The sequence below is a fragment of the Campylobacter sp. CNRCH_2014_2849 genome (assembly GCF_025772845.1).
In the GTDB taxonomy this organism is placed as follows: domain Bacteria; phylum Campylobacterota; class Campylobacteria; order Campylobacterales; family Campylobacteraceae; genus Campylobacter_D; species Campylobacter_D lari_D.
Genome location: NZ_JAKMSW010000010.1, coordinates 13,779 through 37,701, shown reverse-complemented (window position 1 = coordinate 37,701; position 23,923 = coordinate 13,779). Strand labels below are relative to the sequence as shown.

General features: G+C 28.3%; 25 protein-coding genes. 11 read left to right on the top strand and 14 right to left on the bottom strand.

Annotated elements, in window-relative coordinates; genetic code table 11:
- Positions 1–21: 21 nt before the first annotated feature.
- The gene (locus L8X33_RS07280) at positions 22–1,461 is read right to left on the bottom strand and encodes a hypothetical protein (protein WP_133319879.1); all 1,440 of its coding nucleotides are present in this window, start codon (positions 1,459–1,461) and stop codon (positions 22–24) included.
- A gap of 112 nt (positions 1,462–1,573) precedes the next feature.
- Here L8X33_RS07280 and L8X33_RS07275 point away from each other — a divergent pair, with 112 nt between their 5' ends.
- A complete protein-coding gene (locus tag L8X33_RS07275; RefSeq protein ID WP_263670362.1) occupies positions 1,574–2,125 on the top strand; it encodes a class I SAM-dependent methyltransferase in 552 nt (183 codons plus the stop codon).
- On the opposite strand, the gene guaA is transcribed toward L8X33_RS07275, so the two are convergent.
- Entirely contained in the window at positions 2,126–3,661 is a 1,536-nt protein-coding gene (guaA, locus tag L8X33_RS07270; protein WP_263670360.1) for a glutamine-hydrolyzing GMP synthase, read from the bottom strand.
- A gap of 9 nt (positions 3,662–3,670) precedes the next feature.
- Positions 3,671–5,029, bottom strand: coding sequence for a sodium:proton antiporter NhaD (gene nhaD, locus L8X33_RS07265; RefSeq protein ID WP_263670359.1), 1,359 nt, complete (start codon positions 5,027–5,029; stop codon positions 3,671–3,673).
- Positions 5,030–5,163: 134 nt separating this feature from the next.
- Here nhaD and L8X33_RS07260 point away from each other — a divergent pair, with 134 nt between their 5' ends.
- Genes L8X33_RS07260 through L8X33_RS07250 form a run of 3 tightly spaced genes read left to right on the top strand, consistent with a single transcriptional unit; the run spans position 5,164 to position 8,448 of the window.
- The gene (locus L8X33_RS07260; protein ID WP_263670358.1) at positions 5,164–5,637 is read left to right on the top strand and encodes a hypothetical protein; all 474 of its coding nucleotides are present in this window, start codon (positions 5,164–5,166) and stop codon (positions 5,635–5,637) included.
- Entirely contained in the window at positions 5,630–7,423 is a 1,794-nt protein-coding gene (uvrC, locus tag L8X33_RS07255) for an excinuclease ABC subunit UvrC (protein ID WP_263670357.1), read from the top strand. Before L8X33_RS07260 ends, uvrC begins: the two co-directional genes overlap by 8 nt.
- The gene (locus L8X33_RS07250; protein ID WP_263670355.1) at positions 7,420–8,448 is read left to right on the top strand and encodes a hypothetical protein; all 1,029 of its coding nucleotides are present in this window, start codon (positions 7,420–7,422) and stop codon (positions 8,446–8,448) included. The genes uvrC and L8X33_RS07250 overlap by 4 nt, the downstream gene beginning before the upstream one ends.
- Here L8X33_RS07250 and recR read toward each other — a convergent pair.
- Genes recR through L8X33_RS07235 form a run of 3 tightly spaced genes read right to left on the bottom strand, consistent with a single transcriptional unit; the run spans position 8,435 to position 10,909 of the window.
- Entirely contained in the window at positions 8,435–9,007 is a 573-nt protein-coding gene (recR, locus tag L8X33_RS07245) for a recombination mediator RecR (protein WP_263660753.1), read from the bottom strand. The genes L8X33_RS07250 and recR overlap by 14 nt on opposite strands.
- Position 9,008: 1 nt before the next feature.
- Positions 9,009–10,241 (bottom strand): ArsS family sensor histidine kinase, encoded by a 1,233-nt coding sequence (locus tag L8X33_RS07240; protein ID WP_220567174.1) that lies wholly within the window; start codon positions 10,239–10,241, stop codon positions 9,009–9,011.
- Positions 10,238–10,909 carry a response regulator transcription factor gene (locus tag L8X33_RS07235; RefSeq protein ID WP_066006696.1) on the bottom strand — a complete coding sequence of 224 codons (672 nt, stop codon included), beginning with the start codon at positions 10,907–10,909 and terminating at the stop codon, positions 10,238–10,240. Before L8X33_RS07235 ends, L8X33_RS07240 begins: the two co-directional genes overlap by 4 nt.
- Before the next feature lie 115 nt (positions 10,910–11,024).
- On the opposite strand from L8X33_RS07235, the gene dnaJ reads away from it, so the two are divergent.
- On the top strand, positions 11,025–12,146 hold the full coding sequence (gene dnaJ / locus L8X33_RS07230) for a molecular chaperone DnaJ (protein WP_263670354.1): 1,122 nt from the start codon (positions 11,025–11,027) through the stop codon (positions 12,144–12,146).
- Here the strand turns inward: dnaJ and L8X33_RS07225 are convergent.
- Genes L8X33_RS07225 through gatC form a run of 8 tightly spaced genes read right to left on the bottom strand, consistent with a single transcriptional unit; the run spans position 12,143 to position 18,368 of the window.
- On the bottom strand, positions 12,143–12,925 hold the full coding sequence (locus L8X33_RS07225; RefSeq protein WP_263670353.1) for a shikimate dehydrogenase: 783 nt from the start codon (positions 12,923–12,925) through the stop codon (positions 12,143–12,145). The two genes, dnaJ and L8X33_RS07225, sit on opposite strands and share 4 nt — an antisense overlap.
- Positions 12,922–13,728 carry an SPOR domain-containing protein gene (locus L8X33_RS07220; RefSeq protein WP_263670352.1) on the bottom strand — a complete coding sequence of 269 codons (807 nt, stop codon included), beginning with the start codon at positions 13,726–13,728 and terminating at the stop codon, positions 12,922–12,924. Before L8X33_RS07220 ends, L8X33_RS07225 begins: the two co-directional genes overlap by 4 nt.
- An 18-nt stretch (positions 13,729–13,746) precedes the next feature.
- Positions 13,747–14,292: a DUF1882 domain-containing protein gene (locus L8X33_RS07215; RefSeq protein WP_133319866.1), complete on the bottom strand. Its 546-nt coding sequence runs from the start codon at positions 14,290–14,292 to the stop codon at positions 13,747–13,749.
- Entirely contained in the window at positions 14,289–15,530 is a 1,242-nt protein-coding gene (locus L8X33_RS07210; protein WP_133319865.1) for a serine hydroxymethyltransferase, read from the bottom strand. Before L8X33_RS07210 ends, L8X33_RS07215 begins: the two co-directional genes overlap by 4 nt.
- A complete protein-coding gene (gene lysS, locus L8X33_RS07205; RefSeq protein ID WP_263670350.1) occupies positions 15,531–17,033 on the bottom strand; it encodes a lysine--tRNA ligase in 1,503 nt (500 codons plus the stop codon).
- 11 nt (positions 17,034–17,044) lie between these two features.
- Positions 17,045–17,500: a Fur family transcriptional regulator gene (locus tag L8X33_RS07200; RefSeq protein WP_043019516.1), complete on the bottom strand. Its 456-nt coding sequence runs from the start codon at positions 17,498–17,500 to the stop codon at positions 17,045–17,047.
- Positions 17,490–18,059 (bottom strand): CvpA family protein, encoded by a 570-nt coding sequence (locus tag L8X33_RS07195; protein WP_263665888.1) that lies wholly within the window; start codon positions 18,057–18,059, stop codon positions 17,490–17,492. The genes L8X33_RS07200 and L8X33_RS07195 overlap by 11 nt, the downstream gene beginning before the upstream one ends.
- A 21-nt stretch (positions 18,060–18,080) precedes the next feature.
- The gene (gene gatC / locus L8X33_RS07190) at positions 18,081–18,368 is read right to left on the bottom strand and encodes an Asp-tRNA(Asn)/Glu-tRNA(Gln) amidotransferase subunit GatC (RefSeq protein ID WP_263670348.1); all 288 of its coding nucleotides are present in this window, start codon (positions 18,366–18,368) and stop codon (positions 18,081–18,083) included.
- Between the two features lie 146 nt (positions 18,369–18,514).
- On the opposite strand from gatC, the gene L8X33_RS07185 reads away from it, so the two are divergent.
- The 6 genes from L8X33_RS07185 (at position 18,515) to pyk (ending at position 23,917) form a co-directional block, all read left to right on the top strand.
- The gene (locus tag L8X33_RS07185) at positions 18,515–19,060 is read left to right on the top strand and encodes a hypothetical protein (protein ID WP_133319861.1); all 546 of its coding nucleotides are present in this window, start codon (positions 18,515–18,517) and stop codon (positions 19,058–19,060) included.
- A complete protein-coding gene (locus L8X33_RS07180) occupies positions 19,057–20,052 on the top strand; it encodes a hypothetical protein (protein ID WP_133319860.1) in 996 nt (331 codons plus the stop codon). Before L8X33_RS07185 ends, L8X33_RS07180 begins: the two co-directional genes overlap by 4 nt.
- Before the next feature lies 1 nt (position 20,053).
- Complete coding sequence (locus tag L8X33_RS07175) at positions 20,054–20,386, top strand: hypothetical protein (protein ID WP_263659799.1); 333 nt, start codon at positions 20,054–20,056, stop codon at positions 20,384–20,386.
- Entirely contained in the window at positions 20,373–20,996 is a 624-nt protein-coding gene (locus L8X33_RS07170) for a type III pantothenate kinase (protein ID WP_263670346.1), read from the top strand. Before L8X33_RS07175 ends, L8X33_RS07170 begins: the two co-directional genes overlap by 14 nt.
- 110 nt (positions 20,997–21,106) lie before the next feature.
- On the top strand, positions 21,107–22,453 hold the full coding sequence (locus L8X33_RS07165) for an FAD-dependent oxidoreductase (RefSeq protein ID WP_220567164.1): 1,347 nt from the start codon (positions 21,107–21,109) through the stop codon (positions 22,451–22,453).
- Positions 22,454–22,465: 12 nt separating this feature from the next.
- Entirely contained in the window at positions 22,466–23,917 is a 1,452-nt protein-coding gene (pyk, locus tag L8X33_RS07160; RefSeq protein WP_214114012.1) for a pyruvate kinase, read from the top strand.
- Positions 23,918–23,923: the final 6 nt, after the last annotated feature.

The following is a 23,923-nucleotide window of genomic DNA, read 5'->3' as shown; positions in this document are numbered from 1 at the left end:
AAATAGGGTTTAAAAGGATTTTTATAAAATTTTGAATTTAGTTTTAGAGTCCTTTTTTAAAAAATACTTTCCTTCTAAAATAACATCAGCAACAGATGCCCAAATAGTTTTTTCATCTACATAAACTATATCAAATTCAGTATTTTTCATCAATCCTTGATAATTTACTTTTTTAGGTGCATGCTTAACAACATAATAAGGATTCATTGCAAAAATTTGGATTTTCATATTAACATATAAATCAGGATTGGAAGTAACTATTAAAAAACTTTTTTCACATTCTTTTCTTACTTTTTTAACATAAGAAAGCAGTAATTGATCATTTGGATTTAGTGCATGTTTATTTAATCTATTTAAATAAAGTTCAGCAAAAGAAAGAGTGCAGAAAGAAATTTCGCTTGCAGTTTTAAAATAAGAATTTTTTATACTTGTTGATTTTAAAGATTTTTTCCAAATTTCTATATCTAATTTTGTAGCACATATATTTAAACCTTGTTTAATTTTCTCAAAAAGTTTCTCTCTAGCCATATTAAAACTATTATTAAAAATGGTAAGATTTTTTTCATAGAAAGACTTTCTCATTGCCTCTAATTTTTCAATGCTTTTTGTAAAATAATCTACTTCATTTTTTATTTCAACAAGCTTTTGTTTTTTACTTTGTATCATTTCTTCAAATTCTTGTCGTTTTTTGCCACTTTCTGTTTCTATTCTCGCTTGTTTTGATTTAATATCTGTAATCAAAGTACTCATTTGGCGATCAAGTGCTAATTTTCTATTTTTCCTATTGTCGATCGAAGCAAGAAGTGCTTGATAATGACATTGATGAGACAAAAAGACTTCATCATACAAACGCTCCATGTTAATATGTTTTTGCTTATCTTTCATATCTTTATAAGCCATTTCAAGATGTACTATAATATTTTTCATAGCAGAAAAGTCAGCTTGGTTAATGGTATTATCTGAAAAAAGCAAAGTATCCAAAGCTTTATGTAAAAAACGCTTCATAGCAAAAAAATCTATAATATATGGCACCTCATCTGTATTAATATCTTTCACAGCATTGATTGATAGTGTTTCATTATAAAAATACCTTTGAATAGCTTGTGGGATAGTCAAATTTAGAGTAATCTTATCAAGATTATCATAATCGGTTTCTCTATAAAGCTCTTGAACATAAGCATCACGTCTTGTTAGTCTTAAATCCTCCAATTCATCATCACTATCTGTTTTCCAAAAATCTCTTTCTTTAATAAAATCATTATCTCCAAATTCTTGAAATTTAGAAGGTCTTAAATCTGTAATATGCTTTCCATCGGATCTAAACTCAACAAACATACCAACCGTTGGCATGCTTCTTTTATCGTGCCAAGCATGTTTGTTAAATTCAAAAAATGTTTTTGCAAGATTAATTACTGTTCCTCTTCCAGTACCATCCACATAAACCATTATTTTTCCATGCATATCCAAATCCTTGATCTAAAGAAAAATTAAATTCTTATTTTAACTTTGTTTTCATAAATTTACAATAATATTTTAAAATTTATTAAAAATAACTATCTTAGGTATTTAATCTATGTTTTTATATCAATACTTTAAAAATCCAAGGCAAACAGGAGCATTTTGTGCAAGCTCAAAAAAACTAAGCAAACTCATAACCTCTCATGTCCAACATGCAAAAAATATTATTGAAATAGGACCTGGAACAGGAAGTTTTACCAAATATATCCTTAAGCAAAAAAATCATGATGCAAGATTTTTTGCAGTTGAAATTAATCCACATATGGCAAAAAAACTACAACAAAATATAAAAAATATAGATTTAGAAATTAGATCAGCGGAATTTCTACCTGATATGTTAGAAAAAAGAGCAATCAACAACGCAGACTTAATTATTTCTGGAATTCCTTGGGCTTTATTAAATTCCAAAGAACAAGATTTATTATTAAAGTCCATTCATGAAGTTTTAGAGGAAAATGGTTGCTTTGCAACATTTGCATATATACTGCCCACGCCAAAAGGAAGAGCTTTTAAGAAAAAACTTTTTACTACTTTTAGCAAGGTAGAAATTTCACCTATCATTTGGCAAAATCTCCCTCCTGCTTTTGTTTATTTTTGCACTAAATAACTATTCCCATTCAATAGTCGCTGGCGGCTTACTAGAAATATCATACACCACACGATTAATTCCTTCTACTTCATTAATAATACGGCGTGAAATATTTTCTAGTAACTCATAAGGCAAATGAGAAAAAGTAGCTGTCATACCATCACTTGCATTCACCACACGCACACAAACTGCATTATCATAAGTCCTATTATCACCCATTACGCCAACACTTTGCACATTTAAAAGCACGCAAAAAGCCTGCCATGTTTTATCATACCAACCACTGCTTTTTAATTCTTCAATCAAAATCACATCAGCTTTTCTCAAAAACTCCAAACTAGGCTCATTTACTTCACCCATAATGCGTATAGCAAGCCCTGGTCCCGGAAAAGGATGACGATAAACTACATCTTTACTCAAGCCAAGTTCTATTCCTAAAGCTCTTACCTCATCTTTAAAAATTTCTTTTAGAGGTTCAATAAGTTTTAAATTCATCTTTTCAGGTAACCCACCCACATTATGATGAGATTTTATGGTTTTACTAGCTCCTACAACCGAACTTTCAATAATATCAGTATATAAAGTTCCTTGTGCTAAATATTTTACATCTTTATGTTTTTTAGCTTCTTCTTCAAAAACTTCTATAAAGGTATTTCCTATAATTTTTCTCTTTTGTTCAGGATCCCTAACACCTGCTAAGCGACTTAAGAAAATCTCCCTAGCATCAATACTAATTAGATCAATACCTAAAGTATGTCTAAACATATATTCAACTTGCTCTTTTTCACCGCTTCTTAAAAGACCATTATCAACAAATACTACTACCACTTGATCTTTTATCGCACTTGCTAGTAATGCAGCCACTACACTGCTATCAACCCCACCACTAACAGCACATAATACCTTATCATTACCCACTTCTTCTTTAATTTTTTGCGCTTGAGTTTTTGCAAAAGATCCCATATTCCATATACTATCACAATTACATGCATACTTAGCGAAATTTTTTAAGATGCTTTTTCCAAACTCACTATGTTGAACTTCAGGGTGAAATTGTAAAGCAAAAAATTTACGCTTTTCATCTCCAAATACACAAAAAGGACTATTTTCGCTTGTTGCTAAAACCTCAAAACCTTGTGGTAAATTTTCTACCTTATCAGAATGACTCATCCATACCGTTTGTTTTTTAGGTAAATTTTTAAACAAGTCACTATCATTTTGAATATCTATAGTTGCTTTGCCATATTCTTTATGACCTGCTGGAGCTACATTTGCACCAAAATGATGTGCCATAAGTTGCATACCATAACAAATTCCTAAAACTGGTATATTTAAATCAAAAACACCTTTATCACAAAAATAAGCATCATTTGCATATACACTAGCCGGTCCACCGCTTAAAATAATACCCTTAGGCTCTTTAATTTTAATCTCATCTAGACTTACATTAAAAGGTAAAATTTCTGCATATACGCCCTGCTCTCTTAATCTTCTTGCAATGAGCTGTGTATATTGCGAACCAAAGTCCAAAACCAAAATATCTGCTTTTTTCATCTAACTCCTTTATAAATTTAACAATTGAAATTGTACATACCAAACTATAATAGATACTATATATCCAACTAAAATCGTCCATACATATTTTAAATGAGAGTTAAAAGTATAAATTCCCTTCATTTTTCCCATTACCCCCACACCAGCTGCTGAGCCAAAGCTTATTAATGATCCTCCAATTCCTGCTGTAAGAGTTACTAAAAGCCATTGAGTATCATCCATACTTGGATTAGCTTTTAATACCGCACTCATAACCGGAACATTATCTACAATAGCAGATAAAAATCCTACGCCTATATTAATACTAGTAGCTCCAAATTTTGTATAAAGATCGGAAGCATAAGCAAGCCATCCAACAAAATGTAAAGCGCCCACAGCAGATAAAATTCCAAAGAAAAATAATAAAGTATCCATTTCAATACGCGTCATATAATGAAAAATATTTAAATCTTTTTTACCTTGTTTTCTATTGAAAAAATACATATATAAGCTGAGCAAAGAAAGACCAAAAATCATACCCCACATTGCAGGCAAATCGCAAATACTATGGATAAAAACTGCTAAAGCGATAGTTAAAAAACCAAGCACAATAAATACTTTACCACCTGGTTTAATTTCAACTTTTTCTAGATTATCTTTATGAAAATTTGGCTCAACATCAGGCACATAACGCGATAGCAAATAAGCCGTAAGAAACCATCCAATAAAAGAAGCAGGAAAAAGAGCAAAAAATTCAAAAAAGGTAGCTTTTTTTGCCGTCCAAACCATCAAAGTAGTAATATCACCAAATGGCGACCAAGCTCCACCAGCATTAGCTGCTACTACAATATTTATAGCACCTGGGATTAAAAATTCTTTATTATGTTTATCTATAGTTAAAAGCACAGTAGATAAAATCAAAGCCGTTGTAAGATTATCTGCAATCGGAGAGATAAAAAAAGCCAAAATTCCTGTTAGCCAAAATAATTTTCTATAAGTATAACCCTTGCTTACAAGTTTGTATTTTAAAGTTTCAAAAACCGATCTTTCTATTAATGCTTCTATAAAAGTCATTGCTGCTATTAAGAAAAACACAATTTGTGCGATTTCCAAGATAAGATGATTAACACTTTCTTCAAGTATTTGCGTGTCTAAATCATTTACTACCATATATATACCAATGACAATAAAAGAAAATGTTCCTATAAATAAAGCAGGTTTAGTTTTATTGATATGATATTTTTCTTCCGCTGCTATAAAATAATACCCCAATACAAAAATTATTAAAACACTTACACCTAAAACACTAAAAGCTAAATTTAATTCATGATTTTGATTTGCTAGTAAAAAACTAGCACCAAAACAAAGTAAAAAAAATATTCTGTTCATATTTCACTCTCCAAAGATTGGAATTTTTTTATTTCCTTTACACTGCCATTATTATCTTTTATCTCATAAAATGGAGGAGCTTTATAACCACATGCACTTAAAAATATTAATAAAAAAAATGTTACAATAATTAAATGGAAGTTGAAAATAAAATTAAAACAAGTCGTGATGTTATTGATATATTTGCTAATTCTGAAAAATATAAACATTATAGACCTTTAAAAGCACTTTTGCAATATAAAGAGTTTTTAAAACTGTTTAACCATAATCACCAACAAATAATTACTAAACTCTTTATAAAAAATAATACTTTAATTATTTTAGTTAAACACCACATTGCATATATGGAGCTTAATCACGATAATACCAAAAAAATGATTAAAAGTCTCATAAAAAACTATATTTTAGCTAAGCCAATGAGTAATTTTGCTAAAGTGGAAAATATAAAAATACTTAGCGACAAAAACTTTATATCCAAAAACAATACTTTTAACGCACATAAAAAAACTCATCTAGAACTTTCTAATGGAAATTTTAAAAACCATTTTGAAAATCCTATTTTATATAATAAATTTGAAGAACTACGAAAGCTTATAAAAAATGCTTGAAAATGAACTCAAAACCTTGCCTAATTTACCTGGCGTGTATCAGTATTTTGATATACAAGGTAAGCTTTTATATGTAGGTAAAGCCAAGAATTTAAAAAACCGCGTTAGAAGTTATTTTAATTTCACTCCAAATCTTTGCCCAAATCCTAGCAATAGCTTAAGAATTCAAAAAATGATTAGCCAAACACATCATTTAGAATTTATTACCACAAAAAGTGAGGCCGATGCTTTAATACTAGAAAATTCTTTTATAAAGCAACTTCATCCAAAATACAATATATTATTAAGAGATGATAAAACCTACCCTTATATTTATATAGACTTAAATGAAGATTTTCCAAGATTTGAAATTACAAGAAAAATCATCAAAAAAAATAAAATAAAATACTTTGGTCCATTTTTTAAAGGCGCAAAAGAGCTTTTAAATGCTTTATATTTATCTTTTGAGCTAAGACAAAAGAAATCTTGCAAAGAACTTTGTCTTTTTTATCAGATTAAGCGTTGCAAAGGTCCGTGCGAGCAAAAAATTTCTAAACAAGAATATGAAAAAATTATCCAAAAAGCCACGCAAGCTCTTTTAAATCCCTTATCTTTAACAAAAAATTTAGAAAATAAAATGCTTGAATACGCAAAGAGTGAAAACTACGAAGAAGCAGCTCTTATAAGGGATCAAATTAAAACAATTGAAGATTTAAGTGTAAAAATACAAATAGACCTTGCAAAATTAGAAGATTTTGATATTTATGCTATTTATTGTGAAGAAAACATACTCTCCATGGTGCGTTTTGTAATAAATAATGGTAAAATCATTAGTTCAAATCATAAAATACTAGCTCTTAATAATCAAAACGAATTTGACTTAAATGCAATTTATAAACAATATATTCTAGAAAATTACACACAAGAATCTCCAATAAAATCAACTCATATTTATACACACAAAGATTTTGAAGACATGAAGCTACTGCAAGATCTACTCAGCGAGAGATTTTCTAAAAAATTTTACCTTAAATCGCCAAAACTTGGTGAAAAAAAAGCCCTGTGTGAGCTTGCTCTAGAAAATGCAAAAATAAACATACAAAAGCATTTAAAAAATGAAAATTATTTATTTTTAAAAGAATTAAAAGATTTTTTCAATCTGCAAAATTATCCCAATCATATAGAAATTTTTGATAATTCTCATATGCAAGGTGATGCAATTGTAGGTGCTTTAGTAACCTTCAAAGATGGGAAATTTGATAAAAGCTCTTATAGACACTATCATTTATCTTATAAAAATGATTATAATCAAATGCTTCAAATCCTTAGCAAAAGAGCTTTATCCTTTGATAAAAATCCACCGCCTGATTTATGGCTGATTGATGGTGGGAATGCCTTATTGAAACTAGCAAATGATATTATTAAAAGTTCTGGAGCAAATGTGGATATTTTAGCTATATCTAAAGAAAAAATAGATGCTAAAGCTTATAGAGCAAAAGGAAGTGCAAAAGATAAAATTTATACTCAAGAAGGAAAAATTCAACTTTCTACCGATGATAAAAAATTGCAATTTTTACAAAAATTACGCGATGAGGCACATCGCTTCGCAATTAGTTTTCACCAAAAAACAAAAAGAAAACAGGACCTACAAAGATCTAAGTTGATACAACTTGGAATCTCTCAAGGTTATATTAAAAAATTTTTAGATTATTATGGTAGTTTTGATAAAATCAGTAAAGCCGATTTTAATGAATTAAAATCACTTTCTAATATAAAAATAGCCAAAATAATTAAGGAAAATTTATGATATTTTTTATTAGTTCTTTAACTTTGATTTTATGTTTTTTCAATTATTATTTTTTATATCCAATTGATCAAAAATTATTCTATATTTATACCTCTATTAGTATTTTAATATTTATCATTACATGTATTTATTTAATCACAAAAAATCAAAAACTTAAAAAAGATAATATCATTATTCAAGAAATAGAAAAATTTTTAAAAATATCAAGTTCAACCTCTTTAATAGATCTAAAAGAAAAATTAAAAACATCATTTGAGCTAACGCAAAAACAATTGCAAGATCAAAAAATACAAAACAAACTTTTACAAAAAAACTTGCAATATCTTATTCAAAGTTTTAACTATATGCGATTAGAAAATTCCATTGCACTAAAACCGATTTTAAAAAAATATCAAATAAGTACAAAAACAAAAAATATTATTTTTAAGAATATCCACGCATGCATTGTAAATGATGATATGATTGAAAATTTTTTATTACAATGTATTTTATTAGATATAGGCATTAGTAGTGAAATTTTTGATGATTTTCAAAAAGTAGAGAAAAAATATTCCTTTATTATTTCAAAGAAGAAAATAAAAAATACGCTAAACTACACATTTGTAGATGTCGATGTCAAAGATCTTATCAATTTTTTAAGTGCAAATTTTAAAGAAGAAAGTTATCAAATAGCAAATTTATACAATGTATTGATTTTTAAATCTTCTAGTTTTGAAAATAATCTAATTTTAAATATAACCAATCAATTTTGCTCAAATAATCAAATCGTAGATAGCCTAAGTGATTTTAAGAATGCTTTAAAATTAAATTTTAGATTAATTTTGGTTGATTATGAAGTCATAAAGTTCGATATTTTACATTTTAGTCAAATACTACATGAGTATAAAATACAAAATTCACAAAATAAAATTTTACTTTTTACCAAAAATAGAGTTAAAAATTGCGATTTTGCCGATGAAATTATAAATGACATTAGCAAAAATGAATGGATAATTTTACTTAAAAAATATATCAATCAAGTTTAGTTCTATGATTAATAGCCTTATGTAAAGATATAAAATCGACATTTTCCAAACTAACACCGCTTGGAATACCTTGGGCTATTTGGGAAAAACTCAAATTTAAATCCTTTAATTTTTCCTCTATAAAAAAAACTACAGCATCTGAATTTAAGCCTTGAGTAAAAGCGAAAAAAATTTCTTTAGTATTTTTATTTTCAATCATTACTCTTAATTTAGTAATATTTTCTTCGTTAGTATTTTCTAGTACAAAATAAAGCCCATCATAGCTTTTACTATCTTCTAAAATTAATACATCTTTAGGATCTTGCACTATACAAATAATATTATTATTTCTTTCTATATCAGAACAAACTTCACATAATTCATTTTCACTTAAAGCCCCGCATTGTATACATTTTTTAATTCCTCTAATGGATTCTTCAATACTATAAGCAAGTTTAGAACCTAGCAAAGGATCTTTTATACAAACATAATAAGCAAGTCTTAATGCGGACTTTTTACCGATAGTAGGCAATGCAGAAAATGCATTTACTAATTCATTAAATTTTTCTAAATCTTTCAAGTCATTTTAACCTTGAAAAAACAATCTTAAAAATATGATAACCATCTTCATAACTATAAGTTAAATTATAACCATGAAGATTGCAAATATTATTGATAATATAAAGCCCCAATCCCATACCTTCAACTTGAGTATTTTGTTCTCTTACAAAAGGTTTCAAATAATAATCAAAAGTTTTTTTAAGTTGAACCCCTTTATTTCTTACAATTACATAGTCCCCTGAACATATAATCTCACAAGCTTTATCGTCAGAATATTTAATAGCATTATCAATCAAATTTTTAAGCATTAAGGAAAAAAGTTCTAAATCAGCAACAATCATAGTATCTTCTTTGTAAGAAATCTTAACTTTTTGATAAAAATCATCTCTCATGAGATAATCTTCAGCCTGCTCTAAAATTAGGCTCAAATGATAAGTTTGCAAATTTAGTTGGCAATTTCTAGATAAAACTTTTTCAATTTTACCAAATTCATCAATCAATAATTCAAGTCTTTCAAAAATCGCTACTAAGCGGTCTTTTTGTTTTTGATTGTCTAGCATCTCACAAACTATCCTACCTTTTCCAATAGGTGTTTTAAGTTCATGCATAATCATTCTTAAAAAAAATTGTCTTGATTTTACTAATTCTTGTATTTTATTAATAGCATGGTCAAATTCAAAAGAAATTTCTGAAATCTCATCATTAATTTGTGAATATTCGGATAAAGGTTCTATTTTTCCAGCACTAATATTTTTAATTTTCTTTTTTAAAATTTTTAAAGGCATTAAAGATCTTAAAACAGAAAAATATAAAAATATAATCAAAATCAAACTAAAAAAGAAACTTAGTAAAAACAAATACTCTAAACGCGTAGATGCATTTAGCTCATAAAGCTGCTTTAAATTAACTTGTTCAACATAAAAAAAAATTTGATTATGGTAAATAATAGAAGAAAAACTACCGTAAGCAGAATTAACCTTAAGCACCTTTTCACCTTTTGCAACTATATGTTTTGCACTGCGTTCATTTTCAACTATTTTAAAAGACTTAGAAAGAAGATAATCATGAATTGAAAAACCTTCTTTTCTTTCTAAATTATATATAATTTTTTCTACAATTTCTTTTTGTCTATTTTGCTCATTGGTTAAATAAGAATCAACCTGAACCTTACCCAAGAGCACAAACAAAGCACAAACAAACAAAAAAGCCGTTGCGAAAAGAACGGTAATCTTAAGATTAATAGTTACTTTCATCCTATTAATTTATATCCTATCCCTCTAACTGAAAAAATATGCTTTGGTGCCTTCGAACTATCGCCGATCTTAGTTCTAAGCCTACCAATAATTACATCTAAACTTTTAGAATCTTTATCTTTCAAGCTTTTGCAGTGATACACAAGCTGCTCTCTGCTAACTGAAAATCCATGTTGTCTTATCATATAACTTAAAATTTCATATTCAGCAGGAGTTAAAATTAAAACCTCTTCATTGTAACTAATCTCATGTCTTTTTTCATCAATTTTAAAAGCTGAATTAATTATTTTTTCAGGAGTTTCATTTACGCGTTTTGAACGACGGATTAAACTCATAATTCTTGCATGCATTTCTTTAGGATCATAAGGCTTTGGTAAATAATCATCCGCACCTATTTGAAGTCCTACAATTTTATCACTTAAATCGCTTCTAGCTGAAGAAATAATAATAGGAATACTATATTTTTCTCTTATTTCGCGACAAACTTCAAGACCATCAAGTCCAGGTAAAGTTAAATCAAGAATTAAACAATCATAATTTTTTATACCAGCACTCATTCCCAAATACGGATCTTCATAATTAGTAACTTTGATATTAAATTGGGCCAAATATTCTGCTAAAAACTCTGCAAAATCTGGATCATCTTCGATCATTAAAACATTAATCATCTCTACCCCTTATTAGTGAAAATATGTTACAAACTTAATATTATAACACATAATTTAACTATTCATTTATTTTTTTGCTAAAATTATAATATTAATTTTTCAAGAGAGGAAAAAAGTGGAACTTAATTATTATGAAATATTAGAAATTTCTCAAACTTCAGATAAAGAAACTATAAAAAAAGCTTATAGAAAAATGGCATTAAAATATCATCCTGATAGAAATCAAGGAGATAAAGAAGCTGAAGAAAAATTTAAACTTGTCAATGAAGCTTATGAAGTACTTAGTAATGATGAAAAGCGAAGTATATACGATAGATACGGCAAAGAAGGATTAAAAGGACAGGCCGGTGGTTTTGGTGGTTTTGGAGATGTTGATTTAGGGGATATATTTTCAAGTTTTTTTGGAGATGGATTTGGTTTTGGAAACTCAACGCGTAAAAAAGAAAGGGAAAATAAATATTCACATGATTTAAAAATAGCGGTAAAGATTAGCTTCAAAGAGGCTGTTTTTGGCTGCAAAAAAGAAATTGATTTTACTTATAAAACATTTTGTAAAATATGCAATGGTAGTGGATCAGAAAATGGAAAAGAAGATACTTGTTCTCATTGTGGAGGAAAAGGACAAGTTGGTGTTAGACAAGGTTTTATGACTTTTGTACAAACTTGTGATCATTGCAAGGGTAGTGGGAAAATAATAAAAAATAAGTGTAAGACATGCCATGGAAATGGTTATGAAGAAATAAAAGATCATATAGAACTTGATATACCAGAAGGTATTGATAATGGTATGAGTCTTAGAGTGCAAAACAAAGCAAATGAGCTTCCAAATTCTTCTCAAAGAGGTGATTTGTATATCAAAATCGTTGTAGAAGATGATAATAAATTTATTAGACATGATGATGATATATATACCATAGTACCTGTATTTTTTACCCAAGCTGCTCTTGGAAAGACAATTAAAATTTCCACCATAAGAGGAGAAGCTGATCTTAAACTTCCAGTGGGTGCAAAAGATAAACAAAAATTTGAATTAGCTAATGAAGGTGTTAAAAATATTCACAATGGAAAACTTGGTTCGCATATTGTACAAATTGAAATAAAATTTCCAAAAACACTTACTGATGAACAAAAAAATCTACTATTGCAACTTGAAAAAAGCTTTGGCTTAGAAAATGAGGAAGCTTTTATAGAACAAGAAAGCTTGTTTGATAAAATCAAATCTTGGTTTAGTCACTAAGGAAGTTTTAAAGCCATCTCCATGGCTTTATAAATTTCTTCTGTTTTTTGACACTCTAAAAATAGCTCAAAAGCAAAAACACCTTGCCATAAAAGCATTTGCGTGCCATCTTTTATTTTTAATCCATTTTCTCGTGCCAACTTTAAAAAAGATGTTTCTCTACTATAAATAACATCAAAAGCATACTTAGTTTTTTGAAAAATATTTTTTAAAATCCTTTCTTCGCAAGGTAAACTTTCATCATGTAAACCTGCACTAGTCGTATTTATTATCAAATCAAATTGTGTATTTAAATCAAGTTGATCATATAAAAAACATGGATAATTATTTAAATTTTTAAATCTAACACTAGAGCGATTTGCTATTGCAACTTCAATATTTATAGATTTTAAAGCATAAGCTAAAGCTTTAGCGGTGCCACCAGCACCTAAAATCAAAGCATTTTTAATAGAAAAAAAATTTTCAATTGCTTTTAAAAATCCCAAATAATCTGTATTGCAAGCATAAATTTTACCATCTTTGTTTATTAAAGTATTGGCAGATCCTATTTGCTTAACACTTTCATCACAAAAATCTGCAATTTTATACGCTTCTACTTTAAAAGGTATAGTAATATTTGCTCCATCAAATTTTTGAACAATTTCTTTTAATTTTGCTTTATTTTTTAAATGATATCTTGTATATATTGCGTCTTTTTTAAGAACTTGTAAAGCATTATTGTGCATTCTTGGAGATTTAGAATGCACAATAGGATCACCTATAACTGTGAAAATTTTCATTTTACTCTAAAAGTAAAAGCACCTTTTGCGATTTTAGAACGCACCTTTTCCAATTCAGCTTTTAATTCGCTTTCTTTATAAGGCCCAACTAAAACTTTTGTAAGTTCTTTGCCATTTACTGTTGTTTTGTAAATTTTATATTCATATCCATTTTCTTTAAGTATATTTAATTCTTTTGATTTAGGATCAAGACTATTTAAAGAAAAAACTTGAATATAAGCACCTGCAGGAAGTTGTGTTTGAATACTTGTGGTTTTTATACTCTCAAACAATTCATTTGCATTGCTTTGCTCTGGGGTTTTTGGCTTTTCAACAACATTAGTTTTTGATTTTTCAGAAGGTTTTTGAATTGGTTTTTCTATAGATTTTTCTACAGGCTTAATCTCTTCTTGTTTTTCTTCCGCCTTAGCTGGTTCTTCTTTTGGTTCTGTTGATGTAATTTGATCTAATACACTATTGCTTGGAATTTCCTGTTTTTCCTCTATGGTATTATTTGCATCAGCCAATGAACTTTCTTCTTTCAGTTTTCTAGCTAAAGCTTCGAATTCATCCTCTTCTTTAGTATTATCTGTAATAGGCAAAGAATTAAAATTATTTTCATAAGAAGCTTGCTCTTGCGGCTCTGATGGCATTTGTAGTGATTTTTCCTCGCCTGGATCATTAATTAACTTCATTGCTATCATTACTACCAAAAACACAATAATTAAAATAATCGATCTGAGTAAAATTTTTTTAAGTTTTTCACTTTTATTGCTTTTTTGCAAGATAATATCATCAAATTCATTTTTGTTGTTTTCTTCCATTTTTCATCCTTTCAAAAATTACATATGTTTAGACCAAGAAGCGCCACGCTCTTTTTGATAAACCTCATAAGGTAAAGTTAAAATATTAAATTCCTTAGGTATATCCATACTAGGAAAAACTTTCCACTCTACAGGCATTTTTTGAGAAAAAAGCAAAGATAATTTTGATCCCAAAGAGCATGCTTCATTAAAAGTAGTATGTCCTTTATGGATATACAAATGCAAATGATTATTAGTTCTTGTTTTATAGGCAGTAAAATTTATAAAACCTTCTTCCCTTAAAACAAGCTGTGCTCTATGCCAAAAACGCTCTGCGTTAAAACCATTGTAATCAAATACAATATTTTCAACCTTATCAAAACTATTAATCAAAGAGTGTGCTACAATAATCTTTTTTTCCATATGTTCTTGTATAACATTAGCTGTCAAAGGAGCATTTACTTTTTCGAATTTATCAAAAAAAATTCTACCTTTATGCTCATATTTGTTAATTATAGCATTACGCTTAATATAATAATGGCTTGTAACCATTTTAATTAAAGCCAAATCCATAGTTGTAATCAAAATAAAGCCCTTTCATAAATAATAAAATTACTTGCCAAATTTTTCAGTTTAACTTTAATCTCTTCTTGTAGTTTTGTATTTTGTATATCATCTAAAATATCAGCTATATAATTTGCAACAATAGCAATTTGCTCCTCTTTAAAACCTCTTGCTGTTAAAGCTGCTGTTCCAAGTCTTAAACCACTCGTTACAAATGGACTTCTAGTTTCCCCTGGAACCGTATTTTTATTTGCTGTAATACCTGCTCTTTCTAAAGCTAAATCTGCATCTTTACCACTAAAATCTTTATTTAAAAAGCTTAATAAAATTAAATGATTATCAGTACCACCGCTAACTAAATCATATTTTCTATCTATTAGAACTTGAGCCAAGGTAGCAGTATTTTTAATGATTTGCTTAGCATAAATTTTCCACTCATCACTTAAGTTATATTTAAATCCAACAGCTTTGGCGGCAATTACATGCATTAATGGACCACCTTGAATACCCGGAAAAATTGCAGAATTGATTTTTTTGGCAATTTCTTCATCGTTACTCATAATAATCCCGCCTCTTGGACCTCTTAAAGTTTTATGTGTTGTAGAGCTTACAACATGAGCATAGGGAAACGGGCTAGGATGCTCACCTGCTACAACCAATCCTGCAATATGCGCAACATCAGCAAATAAATATGCGCCAACCTCATCTGCTATTTCTCTAAATTTAGCAAAATCAATCACTCTAGGATAAGCACTAGCACCACAAACAATAAGTTTTGGCTTAACTTCTTTTGCTATCTCTCTAACTTTATCATAATTAATTCTCCCATCAAGCTCTACCCCATAAAAAAAACTTTCATAAACTTTTCCAGAAGAACTTACTTTAGAACCGTGAGTTAAATGTCCTCCGTGACTTAAATCCATACCCAAAATTCTATCACCAGGATTTAACAATGCCATGTATACACCTTGATTTGCTTGAGAACCTGAATTAGGTTGTACATTGGCAAAATTACAATTAAAAAGTTTTTTACATCTTTCTATAGCAATTGTCTCAATTTCATCAACAAATTCGCATCCACCATAATATCTTTTACCAGGATAGCCTTCTGCATATTTATTTGTTAAAATACTCCCCATTACTTCCATTACTTCTGGTATAGTGAAATTCTCACTCGCTATCATTTCAAGACCATCACATTGTCTTGCTAGCTCCTTTTGGGTTAAATCAAAAATTTCTTTATCAAAATTTTCCAACATTTACTCTCCTTTTACCTCATTTTTAAGTGGTCTCATAGCTGGGAAAAGCACTACATCACGAATTGATTTTTTATTAATTAAAAGCATAACTAGCCTATCTATTCCTATGCCTTGACCTGCAGTTGGTGCCATAGCATAGCCCAATGCATTAACAAAATCTTCATCCATTTCACATGCTTCCTCATCACCTGCATTTTTAGCTTCAATTTGCTTTAAGAATCTCTCATATTGATCTAGCGGATCATTAAGCTCATTAAATCCATTAGCAATCTCTCTACCCGCGATAAACAATTCAAATCTTTCAGCAATATCCTTATCCTTGTCACTCCTTCTAGACAAAGGACTTATAGAAATAGGAAAATCTATTACAAAAGTGGGATTAATCAACTTATCTTCAACATAATTATCAAAAAGTTCAGCTTGCAAATGACCTAATTCTAATTTTTCATTGGCTTCAAAACCATCTTTTTTTAGCTTTTCTAAGATTAATTCTTTATTATCAATAAGCTCATCATCTAAACCACCATATTTTTTCAAAGCATCTTTATAAGTAATTCTTTCAAATGGTTTAGAAAAATCAATTATTTTTTCATCAAATTCGAGCTTTTTATCTAAATTTAATTTATCCAAAAGCATAGCAAAAAGCTCTTCTGTTAAATCCATTAAATCATGATAATTGTGATAAGCCCAATAAAACTCGATTGTAGTAAATTCAGGATTATGTGTTAAATCCATTCCTTCATTTCTAAAACATCTATTAATCTCATAAACTGCCTCAAAACCACCTACAATCAAACGCTTTAGATATAATTCTGGAGCAATTCTTAAAAATCTTTCCACGCCTAAAGCATTATGATAAGTCACAAAAGGCTTTGCATTTGCTCCTCCTGCAATAGGATGCATCATTGGTGTTTCAACCTCTAAAAATCCTTTATTATCAAAAAAAGATCTAATGTAAGAAACAATTTTAGAACGCAAAATAAAATCTTTTCTTACTTCACTATTCATAATCATATCAAGATATCTTTTTCTATATCTTTGCTCAATATCTGTCAGTCCATGATATTTTTCCGGTAAAGGCACTATGGCTTTTGTAGCTATTTGAATTTGCTCAACATGAAGACTAAATTCTCCTGTTTTAGTCATAAAAGGAAAACCTTTAACCAAAACAATATCTCCTACTTCAAGATATTTTTTTAAAATAGCAAAATATTCTTCTCCTAAAATATTTTGATTAAAATAAATTTGAATATTATCTTGCTCATCTTCTATATTAGCAAATACCGATTTACCAGCTATTCTAAGAAGTTTTAATCTTCCTGCTAACACTCCATATACTTTTTCATCACGCTGATTTTCCGTATCTTTAATGTATGCAAATTTATTTTTATATTCAACTATACTCATTTCTTTTTTCAAAAAATGTGGATATGGATTAATTCCTAGCTTTTTTAATTCTTGTGCTTTTTGAATTTTTTGTTGTTCTAAAATATTATCAAACATTAAATATACCTTTATTTTTTACTACATTGCGGACATAACCCATAAAGTTGCATTAAATGCCCTGTTAATTTAAAATTATATTCTTTTGCTATTAACATTTGTTGCTGCTCAATAATAGAATTTTCAAATTCAACTATTTCTCCACAACTTTTACAAATTAAATGATCATGATGGGGTTTATTTGCAAGTTCAAATTTCTTCCCTGAAGCTCCAAAAGATATAGAAGTAGCCATGCCCGATTCTTCTAATAAATTTAAAGTTCTATAAACTGTAGCAATACCTACATTTAATTCAGGATTTTTTTGCTTGATTTCCACATACAAACTTTCTGGGGTATAATGCATATCACTATTATATAAAGTTTTCAAAAGCACTTCTCTTTGTTTGGTATATTTTAAGCCATTATCCTTAAGTGTCTTCTTAAAGCGCTCAAGTAAAACATCATATTCTATATTTTCAATTTGCATTATTTACCTCCGAATTTAGACTTATATTAGAATCTTTAATTCTTTCTTCTATTTTTTCTAAACTATTTTGAGTAAAATCAGTATTCATTATAAATTCACCTGTTTTTCTAAGTAAATTTAAAGTATGACTATTGTTTGCATATTTTTCTAAACTTGAATTTAAAAATTCTATATTATTAATACAAGCAACTAAAATTGCAAAAATTAAAAATATTTTAGCACTTCCAAATAAAAATCCACCTATACGATCTATAAAACCAAGACCACTCATGCTAAACATTTTTGATAATATATTTCCCAAAGCCATACATGCTATCCATATCACGATTAACAAAACTAAAAAACCTGCAAAAATAGCAAGATTTTCATTTTTAATTGCATAAAAATTATTATTGATAATCTCTGCTACCTCTTTAGCATATCTTGAAGCAAGTAAAACCCCACCAACTATACCCAATAAACCAAAAATTTCTTTAAATAAGCCACTCACCAAGCCTTTTAAGCCTAAAATTACAGTCAAACCTAAAACAAAAACATCAAACCACGAAAAATTTTCCATCTACGCTAAACTCCAAATATTTTATTCAATTATTTTAGGGACTATAAAAAATCCATCTTGAGAATTTGGAGCATGCTTGCTTATCGTATCTGTCACATCAGATTTTTTACTCTCATCATTTCTCAATAAGGTTCCACCATTTGTTGTGCTAGTCATGGCTTCTATATCATCAAGTTTTAATTCATCTAATTTTTCCACAAAATTAACAATTTGGCTTAATTGCTCTTCTAGTTCTTGTCTTTTTTCATCTGCTATTTTTAGAGCACTTAGCTTTTCAAGTTTCGTTAATAATTTATCATCAATTTGCATCATTTACCTTAATTTTAATTTTATAAAACTCTTTGGTTTAGATTGAAAATTATAACATAAAATAATTTATTTTTTCATTTTTATATGTTACAATTATAGACTTTAAAATTACAAAATAACATTTTTTATATTAATAAAGGAAAAATATGGCTTTAAAAGAAAATTTGAAAGCAGTAAAAGAAGAATTAAGCTCTCAAGAGCAAATGATGGAAAATTTTATCAAATCAGAACGCTTTATAAGAAAATACAAATATTATTTTATTGCTCTTATTGCTCTTTTAGTTCTTTATTTTAGTGGAAGTTATATTTATAATATAAAACAAGAAAAAAATATCCAAGAAAGTAATATCATTTTTAATAATCTGTTAAAAAATCCTTCAGATCAAAAATTAATTGAGGAATTAAAGCAAAAAAATGCAAATTTATACACCATATATATTATGGGTCAAAATAATCAAGATCTTAATCAAACCTTGAGTCTTAATATAGATCCTTTGTTAAAACAAATAGTGCTTGCCCAAAATAATCAAAAATCAGATTTTCTAAAAGATTATAATACTCTATTAATAGGTTTTGAATTTTTAAAACAAAATGATTTTAAAAACGCAGATGTTGAATTTAATAAAATACCTATAAATTCTCCTTTATGGCAAATCATCACAAGCTTAAAACACTATCAAGGAATAAAATGAAGCATTTTTATTTATTTATTATTACTTTAATATTTTTTAGTGCTTGTGGCACTAAAAGGGAATACTATCAACCAACACAATTAGAACAACTTCCTTATAATTCTAAAAATATTAATGGAAAAATAGTTAATTTTAACAACAACATTGCTCAGCTAAATAATAATACTTTCATAGACAATAAAGGAAATATTACTGCTTTAAAAATAGATAAAAACTATAATATTTTAAATATCCGTCAAGAAGAAATTCTTATAGCCGATAATGATGGGAATTTTAAAATTTTAAATTTACAAGGTGAAGAATTATTTTCTCATAAATTTAACGAAAGTGTAGTAAGTGCTAATGTAGATGGGGATGATATAGCTTTGATTTTAGCAAGTAATACTTTAGTGTATGCTAATAAAAATCTTGGTATAAGAATGCTACAAAATTTAGGCACTGCTTATGCTCAAGATAGTCGCTATGCTAATCCTTATTTTTTAAATACCATTATCATATACCCTATGCTTAATGGAAAATTAGCCATACTTAACAAAAGTACACTAAAAGTTAGTAAAGAAATTTTAGTAAGTAGCGAAGAATTTTTTAACAATATCATCTATCTTCATGTTAAAAACGATACAATGGTTGCCGCAACAGCACAAAAAATCATCGTTGTAACACCAAATAGAACTTTATACTTAAACGAAAACATTAAAGAGGTAAATATTAATGATAAAGAAATTTTTATATTAACAAAAGATGGAAGAGTTATCAAAAATGATTATAATCTTAGAAAAATTGATGAAATAAAATTTCAATTTGCTTTATTTTCCAAAAGCACATTATATAATGATTCTTTGTATATATTTGAAAAAACTGGCTATTTAATTAAATTAAATACAAATCTGAAAGATTTTACCGTATATAAATTAAATGAAGCTATTGATAAAAAAAGTTTTATGGCTAATGGTAAATTTTTCTATCACAATAAAGTTTTACAATTAAATTAAAATGAATCAAGAACTAAGCGATATTCTTATTAAACATGGAATTATTTTAAAAAATATTAATTCTTTGGATATCCATGCTTTTAGCAAAAAGAAAAAACTAATTTGCTTTTATGGAGAAAATACAAAAAAACAATATTGTTTATTTTTATTTTCTTTTGCAAAAAGTAAGATTTTAAAAAAAGAGGGTTTAGAATTTGAAAATATTTTTCAAAATATAAGTCAAATTTTAAATTTAAAATTTAAAAATCATTTTATTTTTCATCAATCTCTAATTTGCTCAAAAGCAAAAGAATATTTATTCACCAAAGGAATTCAAAGTTATGCTTTTGTGTGATATTGGCAATACAACTGCAAGTTTTTTAAATGAGCAAAAATTTCATTCTATGAGCATAGAACAATTTTTACAGTATGAGCCGACACAAAAAGTGTTTTACATCAATGTTAATCCAAATTTAGAGCAAAGATTAAAGCAAAATCCTTTATTTATTAACCTTGCCCCATATTTTAATTTTGATACTATTTATAAGAATTTAGGAGTTGATAGAATAGCAGCTTGCTATACCATAGAAGATGGGGTAGTAGTTGATGCTGGCTCTGCAATAACTGTGGATATTGTTTCAAATTCAATCCATCTTGGAGGATTTATCCTACCTGGTATTGAAAGCTACAAAAAATCTTTTGCTAATATTTCTTCTCGCTTAAAACACGAACTTAACACTCAAATAAACTTTGATGCCTTTCCCCAAAGAACTATTGATGCTTTAAGTTATGGAGTTTTTAAAAGTATATATTTACTTATAAAAGATAGTGCATATGATAAAAAGTTATATTTCACAGGTGGCGATGGGCAATTTCTTGCAAATTTTTTTGATTATGCAATTTATGATAAATTTTTGATTTTTAGAGGTATGAAAAAAGCTGTTTGTGAAAATTTTATACTTTAAAAGATTAACCATATCTTTGGCTTTTCAATTATAAGCTTTATTTAAACTCAAAACAACTATATTTTGATATTATTAGCAAAATCAAACATACACAAAAGGAATTGATGATAATGGATCGAAAACACTTTGATGCCGTGGTAATTGGCGGTGGGATTTCTGGTGCTGCAGCATTTTACGAATTAGCAAGATATACTGATATTAAAAGTATTGCATTATTAGAAAAATACAATAACGCTGCAACATTAAATAGTCACAGCACAAGTAATTCACAAACCATCCACTGCGGTGATATAGAAACTAACTATACCTTGGAAAAAGCAAAAAAAGTTAAAAAAACAGCAGATATGATTGTAAAATATGGGCTCTTGCAAAATGCACAAAATAAATTCATGTATTCACACCAAAAACTTGCACTTGCAGTTGGGGAAAAAGAATGTGAATATATGAAAAATAGATATGAAGAATTTAAAGAATTATATCCTTATATTAAATTTTACACAAAAAATGAAATCAAACAAATAGAACCAAATGTTGTTTTAGGTGAAGATGGTGTCAATGATAGGGCGGATAATATAGTAGCTATGGGTGTAGAAGAAGGTGAAATTTATACCACAGTAGATTTTGGACTTATGAGTCAAAATCTCATAGAGCAAGCTTGCAAACAAGGTAAAGATACTCATGTTGCTTACAATCAAGAAGTTGTGTTTATAGAAAAAAAAGATGATATTTTTTATATAAAAACAAGAGATTTTAAAGAATATAGCGCGAAATCTATTATTGTCAATGCAGGCGCACACTCGTTATTTTTAGCACATAAAATGGGTATAGGTTTAGACAAATCTTGCTTTCCTGTTGCAGGAAGTTTTTACATGGCAAAAAGAAAAATTTTAAATGGTAAGGTTTATATGGTGCAAAATCCAAAACTCCCATTTGCTGCACTACATGGTGATCCTGATTTACTAGCTAACATGAACACCCGTTTTGGTCCTACTGCTTTAGTTATTCCTATGCTAGAAAGATACCATGGCTTTAAATCTTTACCTGAATTTTTTAAAACACTTAATCTTGATATGAATGTAATTAAAATTTGTTTTAATCTTTTTAAAGATTCTACTATTAGAAATTATATTCTTTATAATTATTTATTTGAAATTCCTTATATCAACAAAAAACTTTTTGTAAAAGATGCTAAAAAAATAGTTCCTAGTTTAAAAACAGATGATATTTACTATGCTAAAAATTTTGGAGGAGTGCGACCTCAAGTGCTTGATAAAAAAGCAGGAGAATTAATGCTTGGAGAGGCTAGCATCACTGAAATTCCGGGTATAATTTTTAATATGACACCAAGCCCAGGTGCTACGAGTTGTCTTGGTAATGGTTATAGAGATGCAAAACTTATTTGTCAATACTTGGGTGCTAATTTTAATGAAGATTTATTTACTAGCGAACTGCTATAAAAAGGATAGGAAATGTTAAAAAAAACAAAAATAGTCGCAACAATTGGGCCAGCAAGTGAAAATGAAACTACAATAAGACAAATGATTATTAATGGAGTGAATGTTTTTCGCTTAAATTTCTCACATGGAACTCATGAATATCATAGTCAAAATCTAGCCACCATTAGAAAAGTAGCAGCTGAACTTAATGCAAGGATTGGAATTTTACAAGATATTAGCGGACCAAAAATTAGAACCTTAAAAATTCCAGAAGCTTTTGAGCTAAAAAGTGGAGATAGACTAGACTTTTACAAGGATACTTTTGAAGGAGAAAAACTTTCTAATGAACATTATAAAGTCTGTATTAATCATCCCGAAATTCTTTCTATGCTAAAAGTGGGAGAATACATCTATCTTTGTGATGGCTCTATTAAAACTAAAGTTATACAAGTTGAAAAAGATTTTATCCAAACCCAAGTAGAAAATAGCGGGGTGCTTAGTTCAAATAAAGGAATTAATTTTCCAAATACAAAAATCAATATCGATGTTATAACTCAAAAAGATAAAGATGATCTTGCATGGGGCATTAAAAACGATGTTGATTTTTTAGCTATATCTTTTGTGCAAAATGCTCATGATATTGATGAAGTTAAAAAAATACTTGATGAAAATAATGCCAAAATTGCTATTTTTGCAAAAATAGAAAAATTTGATGCTGTTGAAAATATCGATGAAATTATAAATAGCAGCGATGGTATAATGGTAGCAAGAGGAGATTTAGGCATTGAAGTGCCTTATTATAGAGTACCAAATATACAAAAACTCATCATTAAAAAAGCTAATGAGGCCAATAAACCTGTAATCACTGCCACTCAAATGCTTTTTTCGCTTGCAAAATCAAAAACTGCCACAAGAGCTGAAATTTCAGATGTTGCTAATGCTGTACTTGATGGCACTGATGCGGTTATGCTTAGCGAAGAAAGTGCGGTGGGGATTGATCCGGCAAATGCAGTTGATATTATGACTCAAACTATCATTGAAACAGAAAAAAACTATCCTTATGAAAAATTTGAAAATTTTAAATGCTTTAACGAAACTGATATCATTGCCAAATCAAGCACACAATTAGCTACTGATTTAAATGCAAATGCAATTTTTACCATTACAAGCAGTGGTGCTTCTGCGGTTAAAACAGCAAGGTATCGTCCAAAAATGGATATCATAGCTATTACTCATTCTAAAAAAGCTTTAAATTTTTTAAGTATAGTCTGGGGAGTTCAACCTGCTATATTGATAGAAAAGCATGAAAATTTAACAGAACTTTTAAGCAATTCTGTAAAACTTGGAGTTGAAAAAGGCCTTATGAAAAAAGATGGGGTTTACACTCTTACTGCAGGATTTCCAGTAGGTGTTGCAGGAAGTACAAATTTAATTAGAATTTTACAAAAAGATCAAATTGAATATTATTTAAGTTTGGGAAAATAACCCAAA